The organism is Kitasatospora sp. NPDC058170, assembly GCF_042883905.1.
In the GTDB taxonomy this organism is placed as follows: Bacteria; Actinomycetota; Actinomycetes; order Streptomycetales; family Streptomycetaceae; genus Kitasatospora.
In genome coordinates this window covers 192,963-217,078 of record NZ_JBHVUV010000002.1, presented here as the reverse complement: position 1 = coordinate 217,078, position 24,116 = coordinate 192,963, and the positions used below count along the sequence as shown (strand labels likewise).

At 75.0% G+C, this 24,116-nt stretch carries 21 protein-coding genes; 9 read left to right on the top strand and 12 right to left on the bottom strand.

The genetic code is table 11. The features are described 5' to 3' along the window. Positions 1–237 precede the first annotated feature (237 nt). The 7 genes from pheA to ACFVVX_RS03865 form a co-directional block, all read right to left on the bottom strand. Entirely contained in the window at positions 238–1,173 is a 936-nt protein-coding gene (gene pheA / locus ACFVVX_RS03895) for a prephenate dehydratase (RefSeq protein ID WP_387941058.1), read from the bottom strand. Positions 1,174–1,254: 81 nt separating this feature from the next. Beyond that, positions 1,255–2,601, bottom strand: coding sequence for an iron uptake transporter deferrochelatase/peroxidase subunit (gene efeB, locus ACFVVX_RS03890; RefSeq protein WP_387941056.1), 1,347 nt, complete (start codon positions 2,599–2,601; stop codon positions 1,255–1,257). Further along, complete coding sequence (locus ACFVVX_RS03885; RefSeq protein WP_387941054.1) at positions 2,598–4,631, bottom strand: FixH family protein; 2,034 nt, start codon at positions 4,629–4,631, stop codon at positions 2,598–2,600. Before ACFVVX_RS03885 ends, efeB begins: the two co-directional genes overlap by 4 nt. Positions 4,632–4,643: 12 nt before the next feature. After that, positions 4,644–5,171: a copper chaperone PCu(A)C gene (locus tag ACFVVX_RS03880; RefSeq protein WP_387941052.1), complete on the bottom strand. Its 528-nt coding sequence runs from the start codon at positions 5,169–5,171 to the stop codon at positions 4,644–4,646. Next, complete coding sequence (locus tag ACFVVX_RS03875) at positions 5,168–5,839, bottom strand: SCO family protein (protein ID WP_387941050.1); 672 nt, start codon at positions 5,837–5,839, stop codon at positions 5,168–5,170. Before ACFVVX_RS03875 ends, ACFVVX_RS03880 begins: the two co-directional genes overlap by 4 nt. An 84-nt stretch (positions 5,840–5,923) precedes the next feature. Beyond that, on the bottom strand, positions 5,924–6,688 hold the full coding sequence (locus tag ACFVVX_RS03870; protein WP_387941048.1) for a YcnI family protein: 765 nt from the start codon (positions 6,686–6,688) through the stop codon (positions 5,924–5,926). Positions 6,689–6,880: 192 nt separating this feature from the next. Then, positions 6,881–7,720, bottom strand: coding sequence for a hypothetical protein (locus ACFVVX_RS03865; RefSeq protein WP_387941046.1), 840 nt, complete (start codon positions 7,718–7,720; stop codon positions 6,881–6,883). Positions 7,721–7,949: 229 nt separating this feature from the next. On the opposite strand from ACFVVX_RS03865, the gene ACFVVX_RS03860 reads away from it, so the two are divergent. The 8 genes from ACFVVX_RS03860 (at position 7,950) to ACFVVX_RS03825 (ending at position 16,502) form a co-directional block, all read left to right on the top strand. After that, complete coding sequence (locus ACFVVX_RS03860) at positions 7,950–8,591, top strand: ATP-binding protein (RefSeq protein ID WP_387941044.1); 642 nt, start codon at positions 7,950–7,952, stop codon at positions 8,589–8,591. 53 nt (positions 8,592–8,644) lie between these two features. After that, a complete protein-coding gene (locus ACFVVX_RS03855) occupies positions 8,645–8,875 on the top strand; it encodes a hypothetical protein (protein ID WP_387941042.1) in 231 nt (76 codons plus the stop codon). 20 nt (positions 8,876–8,895) lie between these two features. Then, on the top strand, positions 8,896–10,221 hold the full coding sequence (locus tag ACFVVX_RS03850) for an amidase (RefSeq protein WP_387941040.1): 1,326 nt from the start codon (positions 8,896–8,898) through the stop codon (positions 10,219–10,221). 151 nt (positions 10,222–10,372) lie between these two features. After that, positions 10,373–12,904 carry an ABC transporter permease gene (locus ACFVVX_RS03845; protein WP_387941038.1) on the top strand — a complete coding sequence of 844 codons (2,532 nt, stop codon included), beginning with the start codon at positions 10,373–10,375 and terminating at the stop codon, positions 12,902–12,904. 161 nt (positions 12,905–13,065) lie between these two features. Beyond that, positions 13,066–13,743, top strand: a complete 678-nt coding sequence (locus tag ACFVVX_RS03840) for a TetR/AcrR family transcriptional regulator (protein WP_387941036.1) — start codon at positions 13,066–13,068, stop codon at positions 13,741–13,743. A gap of 125 nt (positions 13,744–13,868) precedes the next feature. Beyond that, complete coding sequence (locus ACFVVX_RS03835; protein WP_387941034.1) at positions 13,869–14,735, top strand: alpha/beta hydrolase; 867 nt, start codon at positions 13,869–13,871, stop codon at positions 14,733–14,735. Continuing rightward, a complete protein-coding gene (locus ACFVVX_RS03830; RefSeq protein ID WP_387941033.1) occupies positions 14,732–15,367 on the top strand; it encodes a TIGR03086 family metal-binding protein in 636 nt (211 codons plus the stop codon). Before ACFVVX_RS03835 ends, ACFVVX_RS03830 begins: the two co-directional genes overlap by 4 nt. Before the next feature lie 313 nt (positions 15,368–15,680). Then, positions 15,681–16,502 (top strand): integrase, encoded by an 822-nt coding sequence (locus tag ACFVVX_RS03825; RefSeq protein ID WP_387941031.1) that lies wholly within the window; start codon positions 15,681–15,683, stop codon positions 16,500–16,502. 147 nt (positions 16,503–16,649) lie between these two features. Here the strand turns inward: ACFVVX_RS03825 and ACFVVX_RS03820 are convergent, their stop codons facing one another. Beyond that, entirely contained in the window at positions 16,650–17,618 is a 969-nt protein-coding gene (locus tag ACFVVX_RS03820) for a pirin family protein (protein WP_387941029.1), read from the bottom strand. A gap of 134 nt (positions 17,619–17,752) precedes the next feature. Then, positions 17,753–18,259: an SseB family protein gene (locus ACFVVX_RS03815; RefSeq protein WP_387941027.1), complete on the bottom strand. Its 507-nt coding sequence runs from the start codon at positions 18,257–18,259 to the stop codon at positions 17,753–17,755. A gap of 214 nt (positions 18,260–18,473) precedes the next feature. Between ACFVVX_RS03815 and ACFVVX_RS03810 the strand changes: the two genes are divergently transcribed. Continuing rightward, on the top strand, positions 18,474–20,303 hold the full coding sequence (locus tag ACFVVX_RS03810; RefSeq protein ID WP_387941025.1) for an acyl-CoA dehydrogenase: 1,830 nt from the start codon (positions 18,474–18,476) through the stop codon (positions 20,301–20,303). 158 nt (positions 20,304–20,461) lie between these two features. Here ACFVVX_RS03810 and ACFVVX_RS03805 read toward each other — a convergent pair whose 3' ends face one another. Genes ACFVVX_RS03805 through ACFVVX_RS03795 form a run of 3 tightly spaced genes read right to left on the bottom strand, consistent with a single transcriptional unit; the run spans position 20,462 to position 24,113 of the window. Then, on the bottom strand, positions 20,462–21,709 hold the full coding sequence (locus ACFVVX_RS03805) for an ABC transporter permease (RefSeq protein WP_387941023.1): 1,248 nt from the start codon (positions 21,707–21,709) through the stop codon (positions 20,462–20,464). Then, positions 21,709–22,542 (bottom strand): ABC transporter ATP-binding protein, encoded by an 834-nt coding sequence (locus tag ACFVVX_RS03800; RefSeq protein WP_387941021.1) that lies wholly within the window; start codon positions 22,540–22,542, stop codon positions 21,709–21,711. The genes ACFVVX_RS03805 and ACFVVX_RS03800 overlap by 1 nt, the downstream gene beginning before the upstream one ends. Next, positions 22,539–24,113, bottom strand: coding sequence for a peptidoglycan-binding protein (locus ACFVVX_RS03795; protein WP_387941019.1), 1,575 nt, complete (start codon positions 24,111–24,113; stop codon positions 22,539–22,541). The genes ACFVVX_RS03800 and ACFVVX_RS03795 overlap by 4 nt, the downstream gene beginning before the upstream one ends. Positions 24,114–24,116: the final 3 nt, after the last annotated feature.

The window sequence follows — 24,116 nt, the reverse complement described above, 5'->3', positions numbered from 1 at the left end:
GATTAGTCATCTCTGCGCCGCTTCCCGATGATCCGACCGAAACCGGCAGTGGCTATACCGGTTTGTCGACTCATCCCCAGGCCTGTGGATAACTTTCGGCTGTGGACAGCCGGGGGCCCTGTGGACAGCCGGGTTCCGCCGGTGCGGAGCCTGTGGACGACGGGTGCGGTGACCCGTCCCGCCGTCCGGGCGCGGTCGAAAACAGTCGAAAAAGGGTGGGAAAACGAAAGTCGACGGTCAGATGTCGCCGCGACCGTCGAGGCAGCGGGAGAGCCAGTCCGCGGCGTCGGTGAAATCGGTGTCCGAGGTGCCCGGCCGCCGGTGCTGGGAGACCTGCTGGTCGGCGCGCGGATAGGAACCGAGGAAGCGCACCTGCGGGCAGATCCGCTTGAGGCCCATCAGCGCCTCGCTCACCCGGCGGTCGGTGAGGTGGCCCTCGCAGTCGATCAGGAAGCAGTAGCTGCCGAGCCCCTCGCCGGTCGGCCGGGACTCGATCCGCATCAGGTTGACGCCGCGCACCGCGAACTCCTGGAGCAGCTCCAGCAGCGCGCCCGGGTGGTCGTCCGGCAGCCAGAACACCATCGAGGTCTTGTCCGCGCCGGTCGGCGAGGAGACCCGCCCGGGCCGGCCGACCAGGATGAACCGGGTGGTCGCGTTCTGCGCGTCGGCGATGTCCTTGACCAGCGGGTCCAGCCCGTAGATCGGGGCCGCGAACTCGCCCGCGAAGGCACCGTCGAACCGCTCCTCGGCGACCAGCCGGGCGCCGTCCGCATTGGAGGCGGAGGACTCCCAGCGGGCGTCCGGCAGGTTGGCGGCCAGCCAGCGGCGCACCTGCGGCTGGGCCACCGGGTGGCTGGTGACGGTCTTGATGTCGGCCAGCTCGGTGCCCGGACGCACCAGCAGCGCGAAGGAGATCGGCAGCAGCACCTCGCGGTAGATCATCAACGGGCTGCCGGAGGCCAGTTCGTCGTTGGTGGCGGTGACGGCGCCCTCGACCGAGTTCTCGATCGGCACGAACGCCCCGGAGGCCTCGCCGCCGCGTACCGCGTCCAGCACCAGCGGTACCGAGGCGAGCGGGACCAGCTCCCGGGTCGCCGCCTCGGGCAGGGTGCGCAGGGCCGCCTCGGTGAAGGTGCCCGCCGGGCCGAGGTAGGTGTACCGGGTCGCCGACATGCCGCCTCCGAGCGAATGGGTTGTCAGACCAGTCACCTTAGCCACTCCACCGATCGGCCACGTCCGGATTCCGGTCCGTGGTCACCGGGCCTGTTCCAGCAGCGACTGGCCCACGTAGCCGCCCTCCGGGGCGCCCGGCGGGACGGCGTACAGACCGCCGGCCTCGTGCCGCAGGAAACGGGAGAGGCCGTCGCCGCGGGCCAGCTTGCGCTGCACCGGGGTGAAGCCCCGGCGCGGGTCGGACTGGAAGGCCAGGAAGAGCAGTCCGGCGTCCGGGGAGCCGTCGGCCAGCAGGCCGTCGTGGTACGAGAAGCCGCGCCGCAGCATCGCCGCACCGCCGTTGGCGCTCGGGGCGGCGACCCGGACGTGCGCGTCGGAGGGGATCGCCAGCGCACCGTCCGGGCCCTGCGCGGCCAGGTCCACCGGGGTGTTCTCGCCGCCGGAGGCGGGTGCGGAGAGCGGGGCGCCGTCCGCCTTGCGCCGCCCGATCACCCGCTCCTGGCGGTCGACCGGCAGCGCCTCCCAGTTGTCCAGCAGCATCCGGATCCGCCGGAACACCAGGTACGAGCCGCCCACCAGCCAGGCCGGTCGGTCCTCCCCGGGGGTGCAGAACACCTTGGCGGCGAAGTCGTCCTGGCCGGGTTCGGGGTTGTTGGTGCCGTCGATCTGGCCCATCAGGTTGCGGCCGGTCATCGGCTGCGCGGTGGCGCCCGGGGTCCGGGCGAAGCCGGACATCTGCCAGCGCAGCGCCGCCGTCCCGGCCGCCTGGCGCTGGAGCACGCGCAGCGCGTGCACCGCGACCAGCGCGTCGTCGGCGCCGATCTGGACGAGGAGGTCGCCGTCGCCGCGGGCCGGGTCGAGGGCGTCGCCGGGGAAGGCGGGCAGCGGTTCGAGGGCGGCCGGCCGGTGGGCGGCCAGTCCGGCCTTGTCGAACAGGGCGGGGCCGAAGCCGAAGGTGACGGTGAGCGAGCACGGCCCGGCGTCCAGCGCGATCTGGTTCTCGTACTCGGTGGCCGGCTCCCCGGCGGCCAGCCTCGCGGCGGTCTGCGACCAGCGCCGCATCAGCTCGCGCAGCCCGTCCCGGCCGACGCCGTCGGCCAGGTCGAAGGCGGCCAGCTGGACCCGGGCCTGCTGCGGTTCGAGGATGCCGGCCTGGTGTTCCCCGTGGAACGGCAGCCGGGCGGCGCCGAGCGCCCCGCTCGGCCGGGTGCCGGCCGGGGCGGGGCCGGCGGGGGCGCGGTCCAGGGCGATGGCCCCGGCCGCGCCGGCGCCCGCCCCGACCACCAGCCCGGCCCCGGCGGTGCCCAGCAGGGCCCGCCGGGTGAAGCCGGTGCGCCCGGGCCCCTCCGCGGGCGCGCCGCCGGCCGTGGTGCTGTGCGCGGCGGTGTCCGTGCTGCTCTCCGTGGTGCCGTCCTCCAACGCGCTCACCCGATCTTCAGCTGCTTGATCTCGGTGGCCTGGTCGATGTCCGAGGAGCGGACCTGCACCGACACCACCCAGTTCCCGGCCAGCGGCAGCTGTGCGGTGCCGCTCCAGCGCCCGGTGCCCTCGGCGGTCAGCGCCACCGGGAGCGGGCCGAGGTCGCGGTCCGGCAGGGTGAAGGCGAGCTCCACCTCGGGGACCTCGACCGGCCGGCCGTCCGCGCCGTCCAGCGCGAGGTGCACCTCGTTGGGCCCGGTCCGGACCGGGTTGAGGGTGACCGTCGCGGTGCCCTTGGCGTTCGGGGTGCGGCCCTTGGTGTCGTACGGGAGCTTGAGCTCCAGGGTCTGGCCCGGCACGGTCTGCGGAGCCGGTGCGCCGGGCGCGGGGGCGGTGGCGCCGGTCCGGGCGGCCCCCGCCGAGACCTCCTGGGCCACCCGGCCGGGCGGCGAGTTGGTGAGCATCGTGGTGACCACCAGCACGGCCACCGCGACCAGCGACTCGACCAGCACCGAGCGGCGCAGTCCGGCCCTGGTGGGGGTGAGCGCGCGGTCGCGCCCGGCGCTCTCCCGGGCGGCCTGCTGGCGGTCCAGCTGGGCCTGCCGGACGGGGTCCTCGGAGACCGCCGCGACGGCGACCGGCTCACGGGCCTCGACGGCGCCGACCGGCTCCGCCTCGGCCGGGGCCGAGCGCAGCCGGGCCGCCCAGGAGCGGGAGACCCAGGCGACGCCGAGCATCGCGACCACGCAGCCGGTCTTCACCAGCAACAGCCGCCCGTACTCGGTCGAGGTCAGCGCGCCCCAGCTGCCGAGGCCGCGCCAGGACTGGTAGACCCCGGTGGCGGTGAGCACCGCCACCGAGCCGAAGGCGACCTTGGAGAAGCGGTCGACGGCCTCCGGGGCGAGGCCGTGCCGCAGTCCGACCAGCATCGCGGCGAGGCCGCCCAGCCAGAGGGCCATCGCGATCAGGTGCAGCATGCCGAGCGGCAGGGCCAGCCAGACCTGGATGCCCACCGCGGCGTGGTCGGCCCCGACCCAGGTCGCGGAGAGCGCCACCGCCAGCACCAGCCCGGCCACCCCGAGGCCCAGCCGGGCCTCGCGCTGCGGGCGTTCGGCGGCCCGCTGCTCCAGCTCCCGCAGCTCGGCCTCCTCGGCGTCCGCCGACCGCGGTCCGTCGGCCGACTGCCGTGCGCCCGCCGACTGCGGTCCGTCAGTCGCCTCCGGTCCGTCGGCGGCCGGGTGGGGCGGCTGGCCGAGCTGGCCGACCAGCAGCGACAGGAACACCCCGCTCGCCGCGAGCAGCAGCAGCCGGGCGGCCAGCGCCGTGCCGATCCGCTCGTCCAGCGTGGTGCGCACCAGCGACAGGTCGAAGGCCTGCCCGACCCCCGAGCCGCGCTCGTACGGGCCGCGCAGCAGCAGCACCGCCACGGTGGAGACCAGCAGGGCCACCCAGCCGGTCATCAGCAGCCGCTGCACCTGGCGCAGCGCGGCCCCGGCCGGCCAGCAGACCAGGACGAACGCGGCGGCGCCGGCGAGCAGCGCGAAGGCCAGGTAGGCGACGGTCCGCCCGGTCCCGTAGAGGGCGGCGACCACCGGGTCCGCCTCGGCGCTGCTCAGCGCGGTGGCGGAGACGGAGGTGTCCGAGGGCGCGCCGACGGAGAAGACGAACGCGCCGCCGATCGGGTGCGAGTCCTCCGAGACGGCCCGCCAGGCGACGGTGTAGGTGCCGTTGGCCAGGCCGCTGTTCAGCCCGACCCGGGCGGTGTTGTCCCGGCCGTCCGCGTGCGCCGGACTCCCGGTGTCGACGGCCTTGCCGGCCGGGTCGAGGACCCGGACCGAGTCGCCGGACAGCGAGACGGCCTCGCTGAAGGTCAGCGTGACGGACTGCGGGGCGGCGGGGACGACCGAGTTCTGGACCGGGTCGGTGGACTGCAGCGCGGCGTGGGCGGAGGCGGGGCCGGCGCCCGTGAGCATCAGCGCGAGCACCGCGCCGAGCATCCCGAGCAGCGCGGCGATCCGGCGGTGGCTGGCCTTCGGCATCTGGCGGATCCCTTACTGCTGGCCGGGCCGGCCGGACTCGCCGGACCGGCCTGGACGGTAGGTGAGTTCCTTGACCGGCACCTTGACCGAGATGGTGCCGGTCCTGGCGAAGGTCAGGTCGAGCTCCAACTCGTCACCGAGGACGGGGGCCTTCTGCCATCCCATGATCATGAGGTGGGTGCCGCCCCGGGCGAGCTGCAGCGCGCCGTGCGCGGGGACGTCCAGGCGCTCGACCTGCTCCATGGTGGAGGCGGTCGAGCGGTGCATGGTGACCGACTCGGCGCCGGGGCTGGAGACCTTGAGCAGCTGGTCCTCGCCGCCGTCGTTGCGCACGGTCAGGTACCCGGCCGCCATCCCGCCCGCCGGGGGCAGCGGGATGTAGGAGTCGGCCACGCTCAGCCGGGCCGTCCCGTCGCCCGCGCCGCTCCCGCCGCCCGCACCGCAGGCGACCAGCAGGGCGCCGCCCCCCAGTGCCGTCGCCAGCGCCGCGCCCGCGAGTGCCGTTCGGCGGAAGCCGAGGGGGCTGCCGAGTGCCTTCATGCGGCGACCCCCCGCGCGAGCAGCGGGAGGTCGTGCTCGTAGACCTGCTCCTCGGTGCCGCTCAGGTAGAGGACGTGCGCCTTGTCGTCCGCGGGGAGGAAGGCCAGCACCTGCGCGCCGTGGGTGGAGGTGACGGTGCCGTCCGCGTTGGTCACCGGGTCCTCGATCAGGATGCCGAGCGACTTGGCGGCGGTCTTCACCTTGGCCAGGTCCCCCGTGAGGCCTATGAAGTCGCTGCCCATCGAGTCCAGCCAGGTGCGCAGCACCTGCGGGGTGTCGCGCTGCGGGTCGGTGGAGACGAAGACGACGTTGACCTTCTGCCGCTCCTCGGCGGAGAGCTTCTTCATCGCCACGCCCACGTCGCCCATCGTGGTGGGGCAGACGTCCGGGCAGCTGGTGTAGCCGAAGAACAGCAGGGTGGCCTTCCCCGCGGTCTGCTGGCGCAGGTCGTAGGGCTTGCCGGAGGTGTCGGTCAGCTGCAGGTCGGGCTTCTCGAAGTTCTTGCTGAGCACGGTGCCCTGGTACGGCGAGTCGGCCTTCTGCCGGGTGACCTTGGCGGGGCCGGTGCCGCTGCCGCCGTCCGAGCCGCAGGCGGTCAGGGCGAGCGCGGCGGCGAGGGCGACGGCGGCGGCACCGGCCAGGCGGGCGGTGCGGGGGGTGCGGGGCATGGCGGTGTTCCGATCGGGTGCGCGGTGGTCACCGGTGGGGGCCGGACCCGTTCGGACCGGGTCCGGCCCCCACCGGTGCGAGGGTCAGGAGGCGGCGCTGCCGTTCTTGCGGCGCAGGCCGAGGACACCGAGAGCGGCGCCGATCACACCGACGACGATGCCGACCACACCGAGGACGCGGGCGGTGGAGTCGCTGCTCTTCGCGGCGTCGTCACCGGAGGCCTGCTCCTTGGCGTCGCCGTGGCCGTGGCTGTCGGCGGAGGTGGCGGCCGGGGAGGCGGTGACGCCGTGGGCGTCGCCGGAGGAGGCCTTGGTGAGGGTCAGCACCGGGGCGGGCTTGGCCGGCTCGGGCTGGCCGTCCTTGGCCTCGTCGATCCAGCGGACGACGTCGCCGTTGTCGTAGCTCTGCAGCGCCTTGAAGGTGAGCTTCTCGGCGTCGGTCGGCAGCGGGCCGAGCGAGACGCGGAACTCCTGGAACTGGCCGGGGGCGATCTTGACGCCCGCGTCGGCGGTCCAGGTGATCTTGGAGACGGCCTCGTTGACGTCGTTGCCGTGCACCTTGATCGGCTTGTCGAGCTTGGCCTTCTCGATGGTCGCGGTCCAGCCCGGCAGGGGCAGGGTCCGCACGGAGGCCAGCGGGTGGTCGAGCGGGAGGTTGACCTCCAGCTTCACCGTGGACGCGGCGTCGCTCTCGTTCGGGACCCGGAAGTCGACGGCGGTGTAGCCGCCCTGCGGGGCGCTGCCCGGGTTGACGGTCACGTGCGCGGAGGCCGGGCCGGCCAGGACCACGACGGAGGTGGCGGCGGCGAGGGCGACGGCGGCGATACGGCGGGTGGCCAGGGAACGCATGATGGGGTGGTCTCCGTTCGGAGGCTCGGCGGCAGGCCGGCCCTCGGGCACGGTGGTCCGTGCTCGGGCGGGCGCCGCGCGGCGTGGGGGGACGTCTGTGGGACCGCAGGACCGCGCGGGAGCGCGGGAACGAACGGTTCTGCTGCTTGCGCACGCCCGGAGCCCGGTACGGCAGGGGGTGCCGGCGGCGGGTCAGTACGCGAGGACGCCGAACGGAGGTCCGCGCCGCACCACGCTGTGCCGCAGCGCGGTACCGGCCGGCAGCGGGTCGCCCCCGCCGCGGGCGCCGGGGCGGCGGACGGGGCCGCCCCCGGTGCCGAGCAGGCCGCGCAGCAGGGCGGCGGCCAGCGCGAACGCCGTCCGCAGCGGCGCGGCCCAGTGCTCCCGGGCGGCCGCGGCGGTGATCCGGACCAGTCGCCACAGGGCGGCCTCGCCGCGCCGCAGCCACCAGCCGGCCACCAGGGCCGCGGCCAGGTGCCCCGCGAGCATCGACGGCGTCATCCCGAGCACGCCGCCCTGCCACCAGGGCGCGACGGCGAAGGTCTGCGGGTCCAGGCCGGCACTGGAGACGAGCTGCTCGGCGGACGGGTTGCCGGGCAGCCCGATCAGTGTGCCGGGCCGGGACTCGTTGCAGATCAGCCGGCCCGCCACCTGCGGCAGCGAGAGCGGACCGGAGGAGGAGCCGTGGTGCATCCCCGACAGGCCGGCCATCGCGGTCGTGTGGCCGCCGAAGCCGTGGAAGAGGCAGTGCAGGCCGAGCTGGCCCGCGCCGAGCGCACCGGCGATGGCGGCGAGCGAACGCTCCCGCCCGCCGAAGGCCACGGCGAGCACCAGGACGGCCGCGAAGCCGGTCGCGAGTGCGGACGGGGCCACGTTCCCGCCGCCGGCCAGGGCGTGCCCGGCGGCCGCGATCAGCGTGCAGACCAGGGCGAACGGCACCGCCCGCGCAAGCCGCAGATCCCAGGCGGCGGCCCCGACCGGCGCGTCCGGTGCGGGGGCGCCCGGGTGCGGGGCGGCGGCGGGGGCATTCATGGCCGGGCCATCATCTCATCGCGTACCCCGCCGACGCGGGCAGGGTGGGAAATCCCTACGAATGCCCCGTTCGGCCCCGGCGCACGCGCCCCCGAATGCGCCGCTCGGCACAGAGCACGGCCCCAGTCCATCCGCCGAACGGGCGGTACCGGACCTCCGACACGGTTCACCGCCGGATCCCCCGGAGATACCTAGTTGTATGTGGAGCCGCAGCCAGGAGGGACCTCCCGTGGACATCTGGTGGACTCTGCACCTCAAGCGCGACCCGGCCAGCGTGCCGCTGGCCCGGCGCATACTGCTGGGTGCCATGGCGACGGCGGGCGTCGACCCGCAGGTCGCCCAGGACCTCGGGGTCGCCCTCAGCGAGGCCTGCGCCAACGCCGTCGAACACGGCGCGGGCGGCCGCCCGGACGAGGGCTTCCAGGTCACCGCCTCGATCAGCGGCGACCGCCTGCGGATCGAGGTGACCGACTCCGGCCCCGGCGTCGCCGCCCCCGCCGCGGCCTTCCCGCCGCCGCCGCTGCGCCGCCCGGCCGCCCCGCCGGCCCGCCCGGCCCCGCGCCGCCGCACCCGCCGCGGCCGCGCGACCCTGCCCGGGGCCCTGCTCACCACCCACCGTCCCCGCCGCGACGGCCGCCCCTACGACACCCACGTGCTGCCGCCCTGCCTCCCGCCCGCCCCGGCCCCCACCCTGCGCCCGGTCGACCTCGACACCCTCCCCGACCTCACCGCGGAGAGCGGCCGCGGGCTCTTCCTCATCCACGCCCTGACCGACCACGTCCAGCTCCGCAACCACCCCCTGGGCGGTGCGATCGTCAGCTTCGACAAGATCCTCAAGTGGCAGGACGGCGCCCTGCTCCAGGCCTCGTAGGCCCCGGGGGCTCCCCGGTTGCCGGTGGGGTACGGCGGCCGGACGATGGGGGAATGATGCACCAGATGCGCGCCGAGTACGGCGATGGCGGCCCGGCCGCCGGGGTGAGGCTCTGGCACATGGTCCGCGGTTCGGAGGCCGTGGCGATGTGCGGCCGGGAGCTGGACGCGGATGCCGCGCTGCGGGAGCCGGTGGACTGGGGCAAGACGCCCGAGCTCTGCTGCCACACCTGCGGGGCGTACTACCTGCGCGAGACGCCGTACCTGGCCACCGAACACCCGTAGGCACGCCTACCGTGGTCGGCATGGAAGAGCCCCTGGTCCGGCCCCGGTCCCTGGTCCGTGAGGCCGCCGCGCTGCGGACCGGTGAGTCCGGCCTGCCCGCCCATGTCGACCGGCTCTGCGCCCGGATCGAGCACGTCGACCCGCTGATCCGCGCGTTCGTGTCCGAGCCCGGACGGCACGCCCGGCTGAGCGCCGAGGCCCGCGCGCTGGCCGCCCGCTACCCCGACCCGGCCGCCGCGCCCCCGCTCTTCGGGGTGCCGGTCGGGGTCAAGGACATCGTCCACGTCGACGGACTGCCCACCCACGCCGGCTCCGCGCTGCCCCCCGGCGTCCTGGCCGGGCCGCAGGCCACCGTGGTGGACCGGCTGCGCGCCGCCGGGGCGCTGGTGGCGGGCAAGACCGTGACCGCCGAGTTCGCGTCCAGCGCCCCCGGTCCGACCCGCAACCCGCACAACCCCGCGCACACCCCGGGCGGTTCCAGCAGCGGTTCGGCGGCGGCCGTCGCGGCCGGGCTGGTGCCGCTGGCCATCGGCACCCAGACCGTCGCCTCGGTGGTCCGCCCCGCCGCCTACTGCGGGGTGGTGGGCTTCCGGTCCACCCACGGGCGGATCCCGATCGACGGGGTGATCCCGAACGCGCCCAGCTTCGACACCCTCGGCGTGCTCACCTCCGACCTGGCCGGCGCCGCGCTGGCCGCGTCGCTGCTCTGCGACGGCTGGCAGGAGGCCGGGGACGGCCCGCCGCCCGTCCTCGGGGTGCCCGTCGGGCCGTACCTGGAACGGGCCGAGCCGCAGGCGCTCAAGGCGTTCCGGGAGCAGCTGGACCGGCTCGCCGCAGCAGGACTGACGATCCGCCGGGTCGATCTGCTGCCGGACTTCGAGCAGCTCGCCCGGCACCTGCGGACCATCGGCCGCTTCGAACTGGCCCGCGCCCACGCCGACTGGTTCACCCGCTTCGGTGCCCTCTACCGGCCCGAGACGGCGGCCGCCGTCCGGCACGGCCAGGGCGTCGACCCGGAGGACCGCGAGGCCGCGCTGCGCGCCCGCGCGCACTTCCGCGACCGGCTCGCCGAGGAGACCGGGCGGGCCGGGGTGGACCTCTGGCTGGCGCCCGCCGCGACCGGCCCGGCGCCGCTCGGCCTGGACGGCACCGGCGACGGCATGATGTGCCTGCCCTGGAGCTACGCCGGACTGCCCGCGCTGAGCCTGCCCGCCGGCCCGGCGGACGACGGTCTGCCGCTGGGCCTCCAGGTGGTCGGCGCGGCCGGAGCCGACGAAAAGCTGCTGGCCGGGGCGGCCCTGCTGGAGCGGGCCCTGGTGCCTGGTCCCGGCTCCACCGGGGGCTAACCCCCGCCGGGGTCGGCCGGGCTGCCGCACTGTGCCGGCACCCTCCCGCGCGGGAGGGTGAGGACATGCCGAAGCCGCCCAGCCACCCCAGCCCGCAGCGCAGTTGCCGCCGCGCGATCCACTGCCAGAACCGCCCGGGAGGGCAGGTCTGATGCTGCTCTCCTACGCACTCCAGAGCCTGCGCGCCCGCCGGTCGAGCTTCGCGGGCGCCTTCTGCGCACTGTTCTTCGCCGCCCTGACCGTCACCGCCTGCGGGACGCTGCTGGAGACCGGCCTGCGCGGCGAGATCCGCACCGAGCGGTACACGGGCGCCCCCTTCGTGGTGGCCGCCGACCAGCAGGTGCACCGGACGACCGTCAAGGACAAGGGCAACGGGAAGACCAAGACCAAGGAGAAGGCCAAGCCGCTCGCCGAGCGGGCCTGGCTGCCCGCCGCACTGGCCGACCGGATCGCGGCGGTACCGGGCGTGCGCGCCGCCGTGCCCGAACTCACCTTCCCCGCCCAGCCGGTGGCCGCCGACCGGCTCCCCGGGTACGGACACGCCTGGGCCTCCGCCGGGCTGACCCCGTTCACCCTGGCCGAGGGCCGGGAGCCGGGCGCCGCCGACGAGTTGGTGGTCGACGCGGGTCTGGCCGCCCGGGCCCGGCTGCACGTCGGCGACCGGCTGACCGTCCGCTCCACCCAGACGCCCGCCGCCTACCGGATCTCCGGCATCGCCGCCGCCCGGGGCACCGAACTCACCGAGCAGAGCGCGCTGTTCTTCCAGCAGGCCGAGGCCGAGCGGCTGGCCGGCCGGCCCGGACAGGTCGCCGCGGTCGGCGTCCTGCCGGAGCCCGGCGCCGACCGGGCGAAGCTCGCCCGGGACCTCGCCCCGGTGCTGGCCGGCGCCGGCGCGGTCGTCCACCAGGGCGCCGACCGCGGGCAGGCGGAGTTCCCGGAGGCCGCCGGTGCCCGGGTGAAGCTGGTCAGCATGGGCGCCGCGATCGGCGGCACCGCGCTGCTGGTGGCCGTCCTGGTGGTCAGCGGGACCTTCGCCCTGATGATCCGCCAGCGGGCCCGGGAGATCGCCCTGCTGCGCGCGGTGGCGGCGTCGCCCAAGCAGGTGCGGAAGATGATCGGCGGCGAGGCGCTGCTGCTGGGCCTGGTGGCCGGTGCGCTGGGCTCGGTCGCCGGGCTGCCGGCCGGCGGGTGGCTGTACGAGGGCTTCGTCGACCTCGGTGCCGTGCCGGACACCCTGCACCACACGCTGAGCGTCTTCCCGGTGTTCGCCGCGGTGCTCGCCACCCTGCTGGCGGGCTGGGCCGCGGCCCGGATCTCGGCCCGCCGGGCCTCCCGGATCCGCCCCGGCCAGGCGCTGTCCGAGGCCGCCGTGGAGATCCCCGGGGCCGGCTGGGGGCGGACCCTGGCCGGTGGCCTGACGCTGGCCGGCGGCATCGTGCTGGTCGCCGTCCTCGCCGCGCTGGACACCGAGAAGGCGGCCACCCCGGTCACCTTCGCCGCCGTGGTGGTGCTGGCGGTCGCGGTCTCGCTGCTCGGCCCGGTGCTGGCCCGGGTGGCCTCCGCCGCCTTCGGCGGGGTGCTGCGGGTCTTCCCGGTCAGCGGCCACCTGGCCGCCGCCAACCTGCGGGCCGAGTCCCGCCGGCTCGGCGCCGCCGCCGCGCCGCTGGCCCTGCTGACCGCGATGGTCTGCACGGTGCTCTTCACCCAGTCCACCCTCGGCGGGGCGGCCGCCCGGCAGGCCGAGGACGGCGTCCGGGCCCCGTGGACCCTGGCCGCGAGCGCACCGGGCGTCCCGGGCCAGGCGGCGCAGGCGGTCCGGGCGGTGCCCGGAGTCACCGCGGTGACCGAGGTGCTGCGCAGCTCCGTCCGGATCGACCTGGAGAAGTACACGGTGCAGGGCGTCACCACCGAGGGCCTGACGGCGGGCTGGGACCCGCAGGTGACGGCGGGCACGCTGGACGGCTTCGGCGACGGCGACCTCGCGGTCAGCGAGACGGCGGCGGGCGGCCTCGGGGTGCGCCCCGGCTCCACCGTCCGGCTGGTGCTCGGCGACGGCGCCCCGGCCACCCTGACCGTCCGGGCCGTGTACGCCCGCGGACTCGGCTTCGGGGATCTGACGCTCTCCCACGCGCTGCTGGTCCGGCACGTCGACAACCCGCTCGCCGCGGCCGTCCTGGTGACCGCCGACGGCCGGGTCACCCGGGAGCGGCTGACCGCGGCGGTGGCGGGCTTCCCCGGGGTGCGGGTGCTGGACCGGGCGCAGGCCGGCGGGATCGCGGCCGAGGCGCGGCAGAACGGCGCCGAGGTCAACTTCCTCGGGATGGGCCTGGTGCTCGGCTTCACCGCGATCTCGGTGGTGAACACCCTGGCGATGGCCACCGCCGACCGGCGGCGGGAGTTCGCCCTGCTCCGGCTGACCGGCGCCACCCGGCGCCAGATCCTCGGGATGCTGCGGCTGGAGGCGGTCGCGGTGGTGGCCACCGGGGTCGCCCTCGGCTCGGCGATCGCGTTCGCGGTGCTCACCGCCTTCAGCCTGGGCATGACCGGCTCGGCCGAGGTGGCCTGGGGCTGGACCGGCTACGCCGGGGTGCTGGCGCTGGCCGCGGTGCTGGCCCTGGCCGCCACGGCGCTGCCGGCCCGGCTGGCCCTGCGGGCGCCGGCCCTGGGAGTGCCGGCCGGGTAGAGCCGGGTAGACCCCGTCCGACCGGACGGGACCGGGGCGGGCGGGGCGACCGCTATACCCTGGCGGGACGCAGGCGCAACGGGCGGCTCACTCCGGTGGGCCGCCCGGCGCCGCTCCCGCTACGACGGGTTTCCCGTCCCGACGGACAGCTGAGGTGCACTGTGACCGGTTCTGGCACGGACGGGCGCACGGGCGCCCGCGCCGACGGCCGGGCCGACGGCCGGGTCCTGCGCGGTGAGGAGACCCGCCGGGCGGTGCTGCGCCGAGCGGTCGAGATCGCCTCGGTGGAGGGGCTGGACGCGCTGTCGATCGGCCGGCTGGCCACCGACCTCGGGCTGAGCAAGAGCGGGGTCTTCGCCGGCTTCGGCTCCAAGGAGGAGCTGCAGCTGGCCACCGTCCGGGCGGCCCGGCGGATCTTCGCGGACGCGGTGGTCACCCCGCTGGAGGACACCGCCCCCGGCCTGGGCCGGGCCCGGCGGCTCTGCGAGGGCTGGCTGGCGTACTCGCGGGCCCGGGTCTTCCCCGGCGGCTGCTTCTTCTTCGAGGTGAGCGCCGAGTTCGACGCCCGCCCGGGCCCGCTGCGCGACGCGCTGGCCGCCTGCGCCCGGGAGTGGCACACCGTGGTGCTCGACACGCTGGCGCAGGCCCGGGCGACGGGCGGGCTGCGGGCCGGGGCCGACCTGGAGGACCTGGCGTTCTCGCTGATCGCGGTGATGGAGACGGCCAACGCGCAGGCCCTGCTGTTCGACGAGCAGGCCCCGTACGACCGGGCGGGCCGGATCGCGCTGCGCCTGCTGCGGGCGGAGGCGACCGACCCGCGGGCGCCCGAGCTGGCCTGAGCCCCCGAGACCCGAATCCGGGGCGGGCTTCGCGTCCATAAAACTGCACGAACGGTCGTGCTAATATCTCGGCGAGTTCGGCACCGCACCCAGGCACGCCCGTCAGCACCGACAGGGAGACCCCGATGGACCCGGCCGTCGCACTGATCCGCACCAGCCTCAACGCCCTCTCCCGACCGGCTCCCGGCCTGGCCGGCCGGGCCGCGTTCGCGCTGTACCGGCACCCCGTCCGGCGCGGCCGGGTGGGCAGCCGCGAGCGCGAGGTCCACGACCGGGCCGTCACCGAGCAGCTCACCGTCCACGGCAGGCGCGTGGTCGTCTACCGCTGGGGCGACGGCACCCGGCCCGTGCTGATGCTGCACGGCTGGCAGTCCCGCGCCTCCCGGTTCGCCGGCTTCGTCCCGCGGCTGCGGGCGCTCGGCCTGAGCCCGGTCGCCTTCGACGCCCCCGGGCACGGCGACTCGGGCGGCCGCGCCACCACGGTGCTGGAGTACCGCGAGATCGCCACCCGGCTCCAGGAGCGGTACGGCGCGTTCGAGGCGGTCATCGCGCACTCGCTCGGCGTCAACGCGGCCTTCCTCGCGCTGCGCGGGGGCCTGCGGGCCGGGCGGCTGGTCGCCGTGGCGGGGGTCAGCGAGTTCTCCTACCTGCCCGCCGCGTTCTGCGCCGAGCTGGGACTGAACACCGCGATCGAGCGGGAGCTCAGGCACCGGGTCGAACACGAGTTGTTCCCCGGCGTCGGGGACGTCGCCGAGTACTTCGACGCCGCCCGCAGCCCCGAGCAGATCGCCCTGCCGATCCTGGTGGCGCACGACGAGGGCGACCGCAGGGTCGGCATCGACCACGCCCACCGGCTCAAGGCCGCCTACGGGGACCGGCTCGAACTGCTCGTCACCCAGGGCCTCGGCCACCGCCGGATCCTCACCGAGCCCGCCGTCGTCGACAACGCCGTCGGATTCCTGGCGGCCGGTCAGGGGGTCACGGCCCCGTGAGCCTGCTCGAACTGCACACCCGCTCGCTGGAGCTGGCCGCCGAGGTGGTCGACACCGTCCGCCCCGAGCTGCTGGAGCTCGCGACGCCCTGCGCGGGCTGGACGCTGCGCCGCCTGCTGGAGCACGTCGTCGGCCAGCACCGGGGCTTCGCCGCCGCCGCCCGCGGCGCCGGGCCCGACCTCGCGCTCTGGCGCGACGCCCCGCTCGGCGGGGATCCGGCAGGGGCGTTCCGGCGCTCGGCGGCCGACCTGACCGCGGCCTTCGCCGAGGCCTCGGCGGCCGGGCGGGAGCTGTGGCTGCCGGAGATCCGGGCCGGCGGCGCCTTCCCGCTGCGCCAGGCGGTCGGCTTCCACCTGCTCGACACCCTGGTGCACGGCTGGGACGTCGCCGCCGCCCTGGGCGTCCCGTCCGGTGTCGCCGCGGCCGTGGACGGCGACGGGCGGCTGGCGGCCGTCCTGCTGTCGGTGGCCGAACTGGTCCCGGCCGCGCCGGAGGACCGCGCGCCGGGGCGGGCCTTCCAGGGGCGCCGCGAACCGGGCGGGGGCGCCGGACCGTTCGACCGCGCGCTCGCCCTGCTCGGCCGCGACCCGGACTGGGCGCCGCCCGCCGGAGGGGACCGGCCTCAGGCCTGAGGCCGGTCGCGCTGCTCGTCGGGGAAGCGCGGTCCGCCGATCAGGTACAGCAGTGCGGCGATCGGAAAGCCGATCGAGGCGACCAGTAGCACGATGAACTGCCAGAACATCTCCCGCTCCTCGTCAGTCCCGGGCCACCCGGCCCCCCGAAGGAGCCGCCAAACCTGATGGGCCCTGATTGGCCGAATTGTCCACTCGGTATCCGACGGTATGGCCGGATTACTCCCGCTGCCACCGGACAGCCTCGGCCCGGGCGGGGCGCGCCGGGTGCAGGGGTCTGGGCTCGGGCGGCGGGTGGGGCCACACTGTCGGGATGCAGGTACAGCTCGCAGGGGAAGCACGGCGGCCGGACCGCGAGAGCGAGGACTTCACGGCGGCCTCGTCGGAGGCGCTCGTCCTGCTCGACGGGTCGAGCTCGCCGAGCGGCATGGAGTCGGGGTGTCGCCACGGCACCGCCTGGTACGTCCGCAGACTGGGGGTGCACCTGCTGGCCCGGCTCACCGACCGGGCCGACCGCTCGATCGCCGAGTGCCTGGCCGACGCGATCGCGGAGACCGCCGCGCTGCACGGTGGCCGCTGCGACCTGGCCCACCCCAACACGCCCGCCGCGATGGTGGTCGCGGCCCGGCGGCACGGCTCCTCGCTGGAGTACCTGGTGCTCGGCGACTCGCTGCTCGTCCTGCAGTACAAGGACGGCCCGCCGAAGGTGATCGGGGACAACCAGCGCTTCCCCGGCGGGGAGGAGCTGCGCCGACAGGTCTGGTCGACCGTCCCCGGCTCGACCGAGCGGGCCGCGCTGCACCTGCGGTACGCGCTGGCCGTGCGGGCCGCCCGCAACACCCTGCACGGCCCGTGGATCGCCGCCGCCAGCCCGAAGGCCGCCGGGCACGCCGAGACCGGCTTCGTCCCGCTGGACCGGCTGCACGCGGTGGCCGCGCTGTCCGACGGCGCCTCGCGCTTCACCGAGCGGTTCGGCCTGGGGAGCTGGGCGGACGCGCTGCGGCTGCTCGGCGAGAGCGGCCCGGGTGAGCTGATCGCGCAGGTGCGGGCGGTGGAGCGGGCGGACGCGGCCTGCGAGCGCTGGCCGCGCGGAAAGGCGCACGACGACGCCTCGGCCCTCTACGCGCTGCTGTAGGAGCCGAGGCGTCGCCGTCGGGCGCCCACCCGCACCACCCACTTCGCAGTGCTTCGCCCCGCCGACCAACCGGTCGGCGGGGCGAAGCAGCAGGACCCGAATCGACCGACAGCAGCCGCTCCTGGTCCGGCCTCTCACGATGTGCCGTCAGCGTCCCAGGCTGGTGTCGGCGGGGATGGTGCCGAGGCGGCCGGCCTGGAAGTCCTCCATGGCCTGCTGGAGCTCGCGGTGGCTGTTCATGACGAACGGGCCGTAGTGGGCGACCGGCTCGCGGATCGGCAGGCCGCCGAGGAGGACGACCTCGAAGTTGGCGTTGCGGGAGTCCTGGGTCTCGTCCGCCCGGATGGTGAGGGAGTCGCCCTCGCCGAAGACGACGGCCTGCCCCATGTGGAACGGGCGCCGTTCCTCGCCCGCCGAGCCGCTGCCGGCGAGGCCGTACGCGAGGCCGTTGAAGTCGGCCCGCCAGGGCAGGGTGACCTGGGCGCCGGGGTTCACGGAGACGTGGATCATGGTGATGGGTGTGTGCGTCGCGCCCGGGCCCTGGTAGCCGGCGATGTCGCCGGCGATGAGGCGGATGAGCGCTCCGCCGTCCGAGGAGGCGAGCAGCTTCACGGTCGTGCCCCGGATGTCCTGGTACTTAGGGGCGATCATCTTGTCGGCGGCGGGCAGGTTCACCCAGAGCTGGAGCCCGTGGAACAGGCCGCCGGACATGACCAGCGACTCCGGCGGGGTCTCGATGTGCAGCAGGCCGGAGCCGGCCGTCATCCACTGGGTGTCGCCGTTGGTTATGACACCGCCTCCGCCGTGGGAGTCCTGGTGGATGAAGGTCCCGTCGATGATGTACGTGACCGTCTCGAAGCCGCGGTGCGGATGCCAGGGGGTTCCCTTCGGCTCCCCGGCCGCATAGTCGACCTCGCCCATCTGGTCCATCATGATGAACGGGTCCAGGTACTTCTGGTTGACCTTGGCGAAGGCGCGGCGGACGGGGAAGCCCTCGCCTTCGAAGCCCTCGGGGGCGGTGACCACGGTGAGGACCGGCCGGCCGCTCGTGACGGCGGGGTCGGGGGTGGCGACGCGCGGGAGGGTCAGCGGGTTGTCGACGGTCACGGCGGGCATGTCGGCCTCCTTCGGGGGGTGTGTGGCCTACATCCAGGAGATTAGTTCAATCCTCAACAAGAAGCAAGTTGAATTTTGAACCATATGGGGACGGCTGAGCCGCCGGCCCCTCCTCCAGGATGGACCCCCGGCCGTCAGCCGTACATCCGGCGCATGGTGAAGTCGACCATCTGCTCGACCGCCTTGGCGTCGAACACCATCCGGTGCTCGCCCTCCATGTCCAGCGCGAAGCCGTACCCCGTCGGCAGCAGGTCCAGCACCTCGGCGCCGGTGACGGTGAAGTGCTTGGAGTCCTTGCCGGCGTAGCGGCGCAGCTCCTTCAGCGAGCTGAACATCGGGATCACCGGGGTCGGCGTGTTGTGCAGCGCCAGGAACCCGGGGCGCTCGCCGCGCGGGCAGTGCACCTTGGAGGTGATGAAGATGGCCTGGAAGTCCTCCACCGCCATCGACCCGGTGGTGAAGGCCCGGACGGCGTCCGCCAGCGAGGGCGGGGAGGGCTCCGGGTAGAGCGACTGCTGCTGCGCCGCCTGCGGCTGCTCGCCGTAGGGGCCCGGCCCGGGCATGCCGTTCATGCCCGGCTGCGGCCCCGCCTGCTGCTGGTAGGGGTCGCCCGGGTACGCGTTCTGGTCATAGCCGTACACACGGACAGGCTATCGGGAGCGCAGCCGCCTGTGTGGCGGTCGATCCTGACAGGAGTGGCCGTCCGGCGTTGTGGGACGTGACCACGTTCATAGCGGATTCACCGCCAGGGGCTTGAAACAAGTTACCGCTGGGTAGCATCATGATGCCTACTGGTGGGTACGGGGCGCCCGATCGCGGCGGTCACCCGGAAGCGACGAACCGGAGATAACGGCCATGGGTCACTACAAGTCCAACCTGCGGGACGTGGAGTTCAACCTCTTCGAGGTGTTCGGCCGCGACCAGGTGTACGGCACCGGTCCGTTCGCCGACATGGACGTCGAGACCGCGAAGAACATCCTCAGCGAGATCGCGCGCCTCGCCGAGAACGACCTCGCGGCGTCCTTCGCGGACACCGACCGCAACCCGCCGGTCTTCGACCCGGAGACCAACACCGCCCCGATCCCCGCCTCGTTCAAGAAGAGCTACCAGACCTTCATGGACGCCGAGTGGTGGCGCCTGGGCATCCCGGAGGCCATCGGCGGCCAGGTCACCCCGTCCTCGCTGATCTGGGCCTACGCCGAGCAGGTCCTGGGCTCGAACCCGGCCATCTGGATGTACTCCTCCGGTCCGGCCTTCGCGGGCGTCGTCCACGACGAGGGCACCGAGGCGCAGAAGAAGGTCGCCGAGCTGATGACCGAGCGGCTCTGGGGCGCCACCATGGTGCTGACCGAGCCCGACGCCGGTTCGGACGTGGGCGCCGGCCGCACCAAGGCGATCAAGCAGGAGGACGGCTCCTGGCACATCGAGGGTGTGAAGCGCTTCATCACCTCGGGCGAGCACGACATGTCCGAGAACATCATCCACCTGGTGCTGGCCCGCCCCGAGGGCGGCAAGCCGGGCACCAAGGGCCTGGGCCTCTACATCGTCCCGAAGTTCGACTTCGACTGGGAGACCGGCGAGCTCGGCGAGCGCAACGGCGCCTACGCCACCAACGTCGAGCACAAGATGGGCCTCAAGGCCTCCAACACCTGCGAGATGACCTTCGGCGCCAAGCACCCGGCCAAGGGCTGGCTGCTCGGCGAGACCGTCGACGGCATCCGCCAGATGTTCAAGATCATCGAGTTCGCCCGGATGATGGTCGGCACGAAGGCCATCGCCACCCTCTCCACCGGCTACCTCAACGCGCTGGAGTACGCCAAGGAGCGCGTGCAGGGCGCCGACATCTCGCAGTTCCTGGACAAGACCGCCCCGCGCGTCACCATCACGCACCACCCGGACGTGCGCCGCTCGCTGCTCACCCAGAAGGCCTACGCCGAGGGCATGCGCGCCCTGGTGCTGTTCACCGCCTCCACCCAGGACGACGTGCTCGCCGCCCGCCTGCGCGGTGAGACCGACGAGGCCGCCGAGCGCCTGAACGACCTGCTGCTGCCGATCGTCAAGGGCTACGGCTCCGAGAAGTCCTACGAGCAGCTCGCCCAGTCCCTGCAGACCTTCGGTGGCTCCGGCTACCTGCAGGAGTACCCGATCGAGCAGTACATCCGGGACGCGAAGATCGACACCCTGTACGAGGGCACCACCGCGATCCAGGGCCAGGACTTCTTCTTCCGCAAGATCGTCAAGGACGGCGGCCAGGCGCTCACCGCGCTGTCCGAGCAGATCCAGAAGTTCCTCGGCTCGGCCGAGGGCGGCGACGCCCTGGCCGCCGAGCGCGAGCTGCTCGCCAAGGCCGCGGGCGACCTGGAGGCGATCGTCGGCAAGCTGCTGGCCGACCTCTCCTCGGTCGAGCAGGACGTCAAGAACATGTACAAGGTGGGCCTCAACACCACCCGCCTGCTGATGGTCTCCGGCGACGTCGTGATCGGCTGGCTGCTGCTGCGCCAGGCCGCGGTGGCCCTGGCCAAGCTGGAGGCCGGCGCCTCCGAGAAGGACGTCCCGTTCTACCAGGGCAAGGTCGCGGCGGCCCGCTTCTTCGCCAAGAACGTCCTGCCGACCATCACCCCGCAGCGCCTGATCGCCGAGGGCATCGACAACGAGATCATGGAGCTGGCGGAGGAGGCGTTCTAGGACGCCCACCGTCGCCGGCCGGCACCTGCCGCTTGTGACACCTCTCTGACCGCCTGACCCAACCCTCAGTACGAAGGGGGCCCGCCTTCCCGGCGGGCCCCCTTCGTGCTGTCCGCGGTCGGCCGGCGCCTGGGTGCCCGGCCGCCCGGGCCGGCCGCTCAGCCGCTGCGCAGGGCCTGGAGCGGGTCGGTGCGGGCCGCGCGCAGCGCGGGGTAGAGGCCGGCCAGCAGCCCGACCACGCTGCCGATCAGCGGGGCGGGCAGCGTGGTGGCGGGCTGGAGGACGGCGGTCCAGTCCCGGGCGGCCGCGACGGCGACCACGGTGACCACACCGAGGGCGGTGCCGACCAGGCCGCCCAGGGTGCCGAGGGCGGTGGACTCGGTGAGGAACTGGGCGGCGATGTGGCCGGTCCGGGCACCGAGCGAGCGGCGCAGGCCGATCTCCCGGGTCCGTTCCAGGACCGCGACCAGGGTGGTGTTGGCGATGCCGACCGCGCCGACCAGCAGGCAGATCCCGGCCAGGGCCAGGAACAGGCCGGTCAGGTCGGAGGTCACCTTGTCCTGGAGGCTGTGCGGATCGGGCGGCGGGACGACGGTGAAGGCCTCCGGCGCGTCCGGCCGCAGGGCGAGCGGGAGCTGCGCGGCGACCACCGAGGCGGCGCCGACCCGGGTGGCCACCAGCGCCTGGGCCGCGTGCTCGGGGTCCGCCCCGGGGTTGCCGAACTGCGCCAGCGCGGTACTGGCCGGGATGACCAGCCCGAGCAGCGCGCCGGACTGCCGCTGCACGTCCGAGTAGATCCCGATCACCGTGTACGGCACGGAGCCGATGAAGACGGCGGGCTGGGCGTCCAGCCGGCTCACGCCGAGGCGCTTGGCGGCGGCCTGACTGAGCAGCACCACCGGCTGGGCGGTCCGCTGGACGAAGGGGTCCATGGTGACGCCGGCCGTGATGGTGGGCTCCATGGCGGCCACCGCGCCCGGGGTGGCCGCGAGCACGGCCAGGCCCGTTCCCTCGTTCTCGCCGTTCGGACGGCCGGAGACCACCGGAGCACCCGGCACGGACCACCAGACGCCGCCCGCGCGCACCCCGTCGATCCCGGCGATCCGGCGGTCGGCGTCCTCGGGGAAGTGGGTCGGCGGGTTGGTGCCGGGGGCGACGCCCTCCGTCGCGGGCCGGTCGGCGACGTTCACCGTGGTGGCCCTGGTCAGGCTGAACTGCTCGCCGATCTGGCCGGAGGCCGTCGCGGTGAGGCCGAGCACCGCGACGAACGCGCCGATGCCCAGCACCGTGCCCAGCATGGTCAGCACCGAGCGGCCGGGGCGCTGGAGGACGCCGGACAGGGCCTCCGAGCAGAGGTCGCCGAGCCGGAGCCGGGAGGGCGGCTCGGGCAGTGCGCCGCGGGCCATCAGCGCGGCACCCCGGCGTCGGTACCACTGCGGGGAGCGGTACTACTGCGGGGAGCGGCACCGCTGCGGGGGACGGCACCGGGATCGGCGGGTCCGGCCTCGTCGAGGACGCCGTCGCGGATGGCGATCCGGCGCCCGGCGCGGGCGGCGACGGCCGGGTCGTGGGTGATGACCACCAGCGTGAAGCCCTGGGCGTGCAGCGCGTCGAACTGGGCGAGCACCGCCCCGGCGTTGGCGGAGTCCAGGTTGCCGGTCGGCTCGTCGCAGAGCAGCAGGCTGGGGCGGTTGACCAGGGCGCGGGCGATCGCCACCCGCTGCCGTTCGCCGCCGGACATCGTGGTGGGCAGGGCGTCGGTGCGGTGGCCTAGGCCGACCTGGCGCAGCGCGTCCAGGGCGGCGGCCCGGCGACGGCGGGGCGGCGTGCGGTTGTAGACCTGGGCCAGCACCACGTTCTCCTCGGCCGTCCGGTGCGGCAGCAGGTGGAAGGACTGGAAAACGAAGCCGATCCGGCGCCCGCGCAGGGTCGCCCGGTCCCGGTCGCGCAGGCCGCCGGTGTCGATGCCGTCCAGCTCGTAGCGGCCCCGGCTGGGGGTGTCGAGCAGGCCGAGCAGGTGCAGCAGGGTGGACTTTCCGGAGCCGGACGGGCCGGTGACCGCCAGGTACTCCCCGCGGTGGACGGTCAGATCGGACGGGTGCAGCGCGGTGACCGGGGGCCGGCCGGGGTAGCTGCGGCCGACCCCGGACAGGGCGATCACGGGTGGCGTGCCGGTGGTGGGGCCGATGGCGGTCGGGGCGGTGGTGGGCGGGGCGGTGGTGGGCGGGGTGGCGGTCACCGGCCGACCACCACCTGGTCGCCGGGCCTGAGTTCGGTCCCGGCGTCGGGGACCACGGCGACCATGCCGTCGGCGCTCACCCCGGTGGTGACCGGGACGGTGGTCCGGTTGCCCGCGGCGTCCACCCGGGTGACCGAGGTCCGGCCGGCCGCGTTGGTGGAGATCGCGGCCACCGGGACGGCCGTCACCGGCTGCCCGGCGGTGTCCTTCAGCACGGTGAGTCGCACGTTCCGGCCGTTCAGGGCGGCCGGCAGCGGAGCGGCGGGGGTGATGGTGACGGGGACGTAGGCCGGTCCCGCGCCCTGGCCGCCGGCGTTCGGGGCCTGCGGGGCGCCCGGGGCGGTGTTGCCCCCCGGCGCGCCTCCGCCGGCTCCGGCGGCGCCGCCCAGCGTGATCACCCTGCCGGCGGGCGGTGTGGTGGTCGGGGCGCCGACCTCGCCCACCGTGCCCTTCAGGGTGGTGTTGGTGTCCTCGACCAGGATCTCCACGGCCATCCCCGCCCTGACACCCGCGGCCTGGGCGGGCGTCAGCTGCCCGGTGGCGCTGAGGCCGCCGCTGGTGAGCGAGAGCAGGGTGCCGGTCGCGGGGGCGCCGACCGAGCCGTTGACGGCGGTGACGGCGGCGGGCAGCGTGGGCAGGAAGACGGCGTGGGCGGCCGGCACCATCGGGCCGTTCACCGCCTGGGCCTTGCCGAGGGCGGTCTTGTCCGCGGCCAACTGCTTCTTCGCGGCGGCGAGTTGCTGGTCGATGTCGAGCCCGGGGGCGGGGGCCGGCGCCGGTGCTCCGGTGGCGGTGCCGGTCGGGGCGGTGCCGGTGGGCGCGGTCCCGGTGGGGGCGGGCGTCGGTGGCTGGGCCGCGCTGCTCTGGCCGGCCTTCTTCTGCGCGGTGAGCGAGTCCACCGTCTGCTGGCTGCCGTCCACGGCCTTCTGCGCGGCGTCGACGGCCTGTTGGGCGGTGACGCCGGTGGTGGGCACCGGGTAGCCGAGTCTGCGGTAGAACTCGGTGACCGCCTGCGCGGTACCCGGGCCGAAGACGCCCTTGTCGTCCGACCGCAGCGAGTACCCCAGGCCGGCCAGCGCGTTCTGCAGCTCGGTGACGTCCGGACCGCTGCTGCCGGGCTTGATGTCCCGGTACGCCGGCACCGGCCCGTCGAGCGCGAAGAGCGGCTGCCCGGACACCTCGGCCAGCAACTGCCCGCTGGTGACGGCGTCGCCGGTCTTCACGGCCAGCTTCGACACGTACAGCTGGGTGACGTCGGGGGAGGCCGAGGAGGGGACGATGTTGTACTGGGCCGGCGGGTAGACCACCGCGCGGGCCGGCACCGACCGGTTCAGCACCTGGCTGGTCACCGGCGCGGTGATCAGACTGTTCGGCGGCGGCGCCGCCTGTGCGGCCCGCTCGGCGGGTGACTTCACCAGCGAGGCGGCGCCCAGGCCGCCCACCGCCAGCAGTGCCGCACCCAGCGCCACCAGCGCCAGCACCCGCCTGCGCCGCGCGGCCCGGGAGCGCCGCGGGGGTGCCCCGGCGTCGGCGTCGGCCGGCTCGGCGGCCTCGATCGTGGTGGTCGTCAACGT

Excerpts from the sequence above, each read along its gene's own strand:
- ACFVVX_RS03855 (WP_387941042.1), top strand. The coding sequence starts at position 8,645 with ATGATGCACCAGATGCGCGCCGAGTACGGCGATGGCGGCCCGGCCGCC.
- ACFVVX_RS03875 (WP_387941050.1), bottom strand. The coding sequence starts at position 5,839 with ATGCCCCGCACCCCCCGCACCGCCCGCCTGGCCGGTGCCGCCGCCGTC.
- ACFVVX_RS03845 (WP_387941038.1), top strand. The coding sequence starts at position 10,373 with ATGCTGCTCTCCTACGCACTCCAGAGCCTGCGCGCCCGCCGGTCGAGC.
- pheA (WP_387941058.1), bottom strand. The coding sequence starts at position 1,173 with ATGTCGGCGACCCGGTACACCTACCTCGGCCCGGCGGGCACCTTCACC.
- ACFVVX_RS03885 (WP_387941054.1), bottom strand. The coding sequence starts at position 4,631 with ATGCCGAAGGCCAGCCACCGCCGGATCGCCGCGCTGCTCGGGATGCTC.
- ACFVVX_RS03865 (WP_387941046.1), bottom strand. The coding sequence starts at position 7,720 with ATGAATGCCCCCGCCGCCGCCCCGCACCCGGGCGCCCCCGCACCGGAC.
- ACFVVX_RS03805 (WP_387941023.1), bottom strand. The coding sequence starts at position 21,709 with ATGGCCCGCGGCGCACTGCCCGAGCCGCCCTCCCGGCTCCGGCTCGGC.
- ACFVVX_RS03880 (WP_387941052.1), bottom strand. The coding sequence starts at position 5,171 with ATGAAGGCACTCGGCAGCCCCCTCGGCTTCCGCCGAACGGCACTCGCG.
- ACFVVX_RS03810 (WP_387941025.1), top strand. The coding sequence starts at position 18,474 with ATGGGTCACTACAAGTCCAACCTGCGGGACGTGGAGTTCAACCTCTTC.
- ACFVVX_RS03850 (WP_387941040.1), top strand. The coding sequence starts at position 8,896 with ATGGAAGAGCCCCTGGTCCGGCCCCGGTCCCTGGTCCGTGAGGCCGCC.
- ACFVVX_RS03835 (WP_387941034.1), top strand. The coding sequence starts at position 13,869 with ATGGACCCGGCCGTCGCACTGATCCGCACCAGCCTCAACGCCCTCTCC.
- ACFVVX_RS03825 (WP_387941031.1), top strand. The coding sequence starts at position 15,681 with ATGCAGGTACAGCTCGCAGGGGAAGCACGGCGGCCGGACCGCGAGAGC.
- ACFVVX_RS03870 (WP_387941048.1), bottom strand. The coding sequence starts at position 6,688 with ATGCGTTCCCTGGCCACCCGCCGTATCGCCGCCGTCGCCCTCGCCGCC.
- ACFVVX_RS03820 (WP_387941029.1), bottom strand. The coding sequence starts at position 17,618 with ATGCCCGCCGTGACCGTCGACAACCCGCTGACCCTCCCGCGCGTCGCC.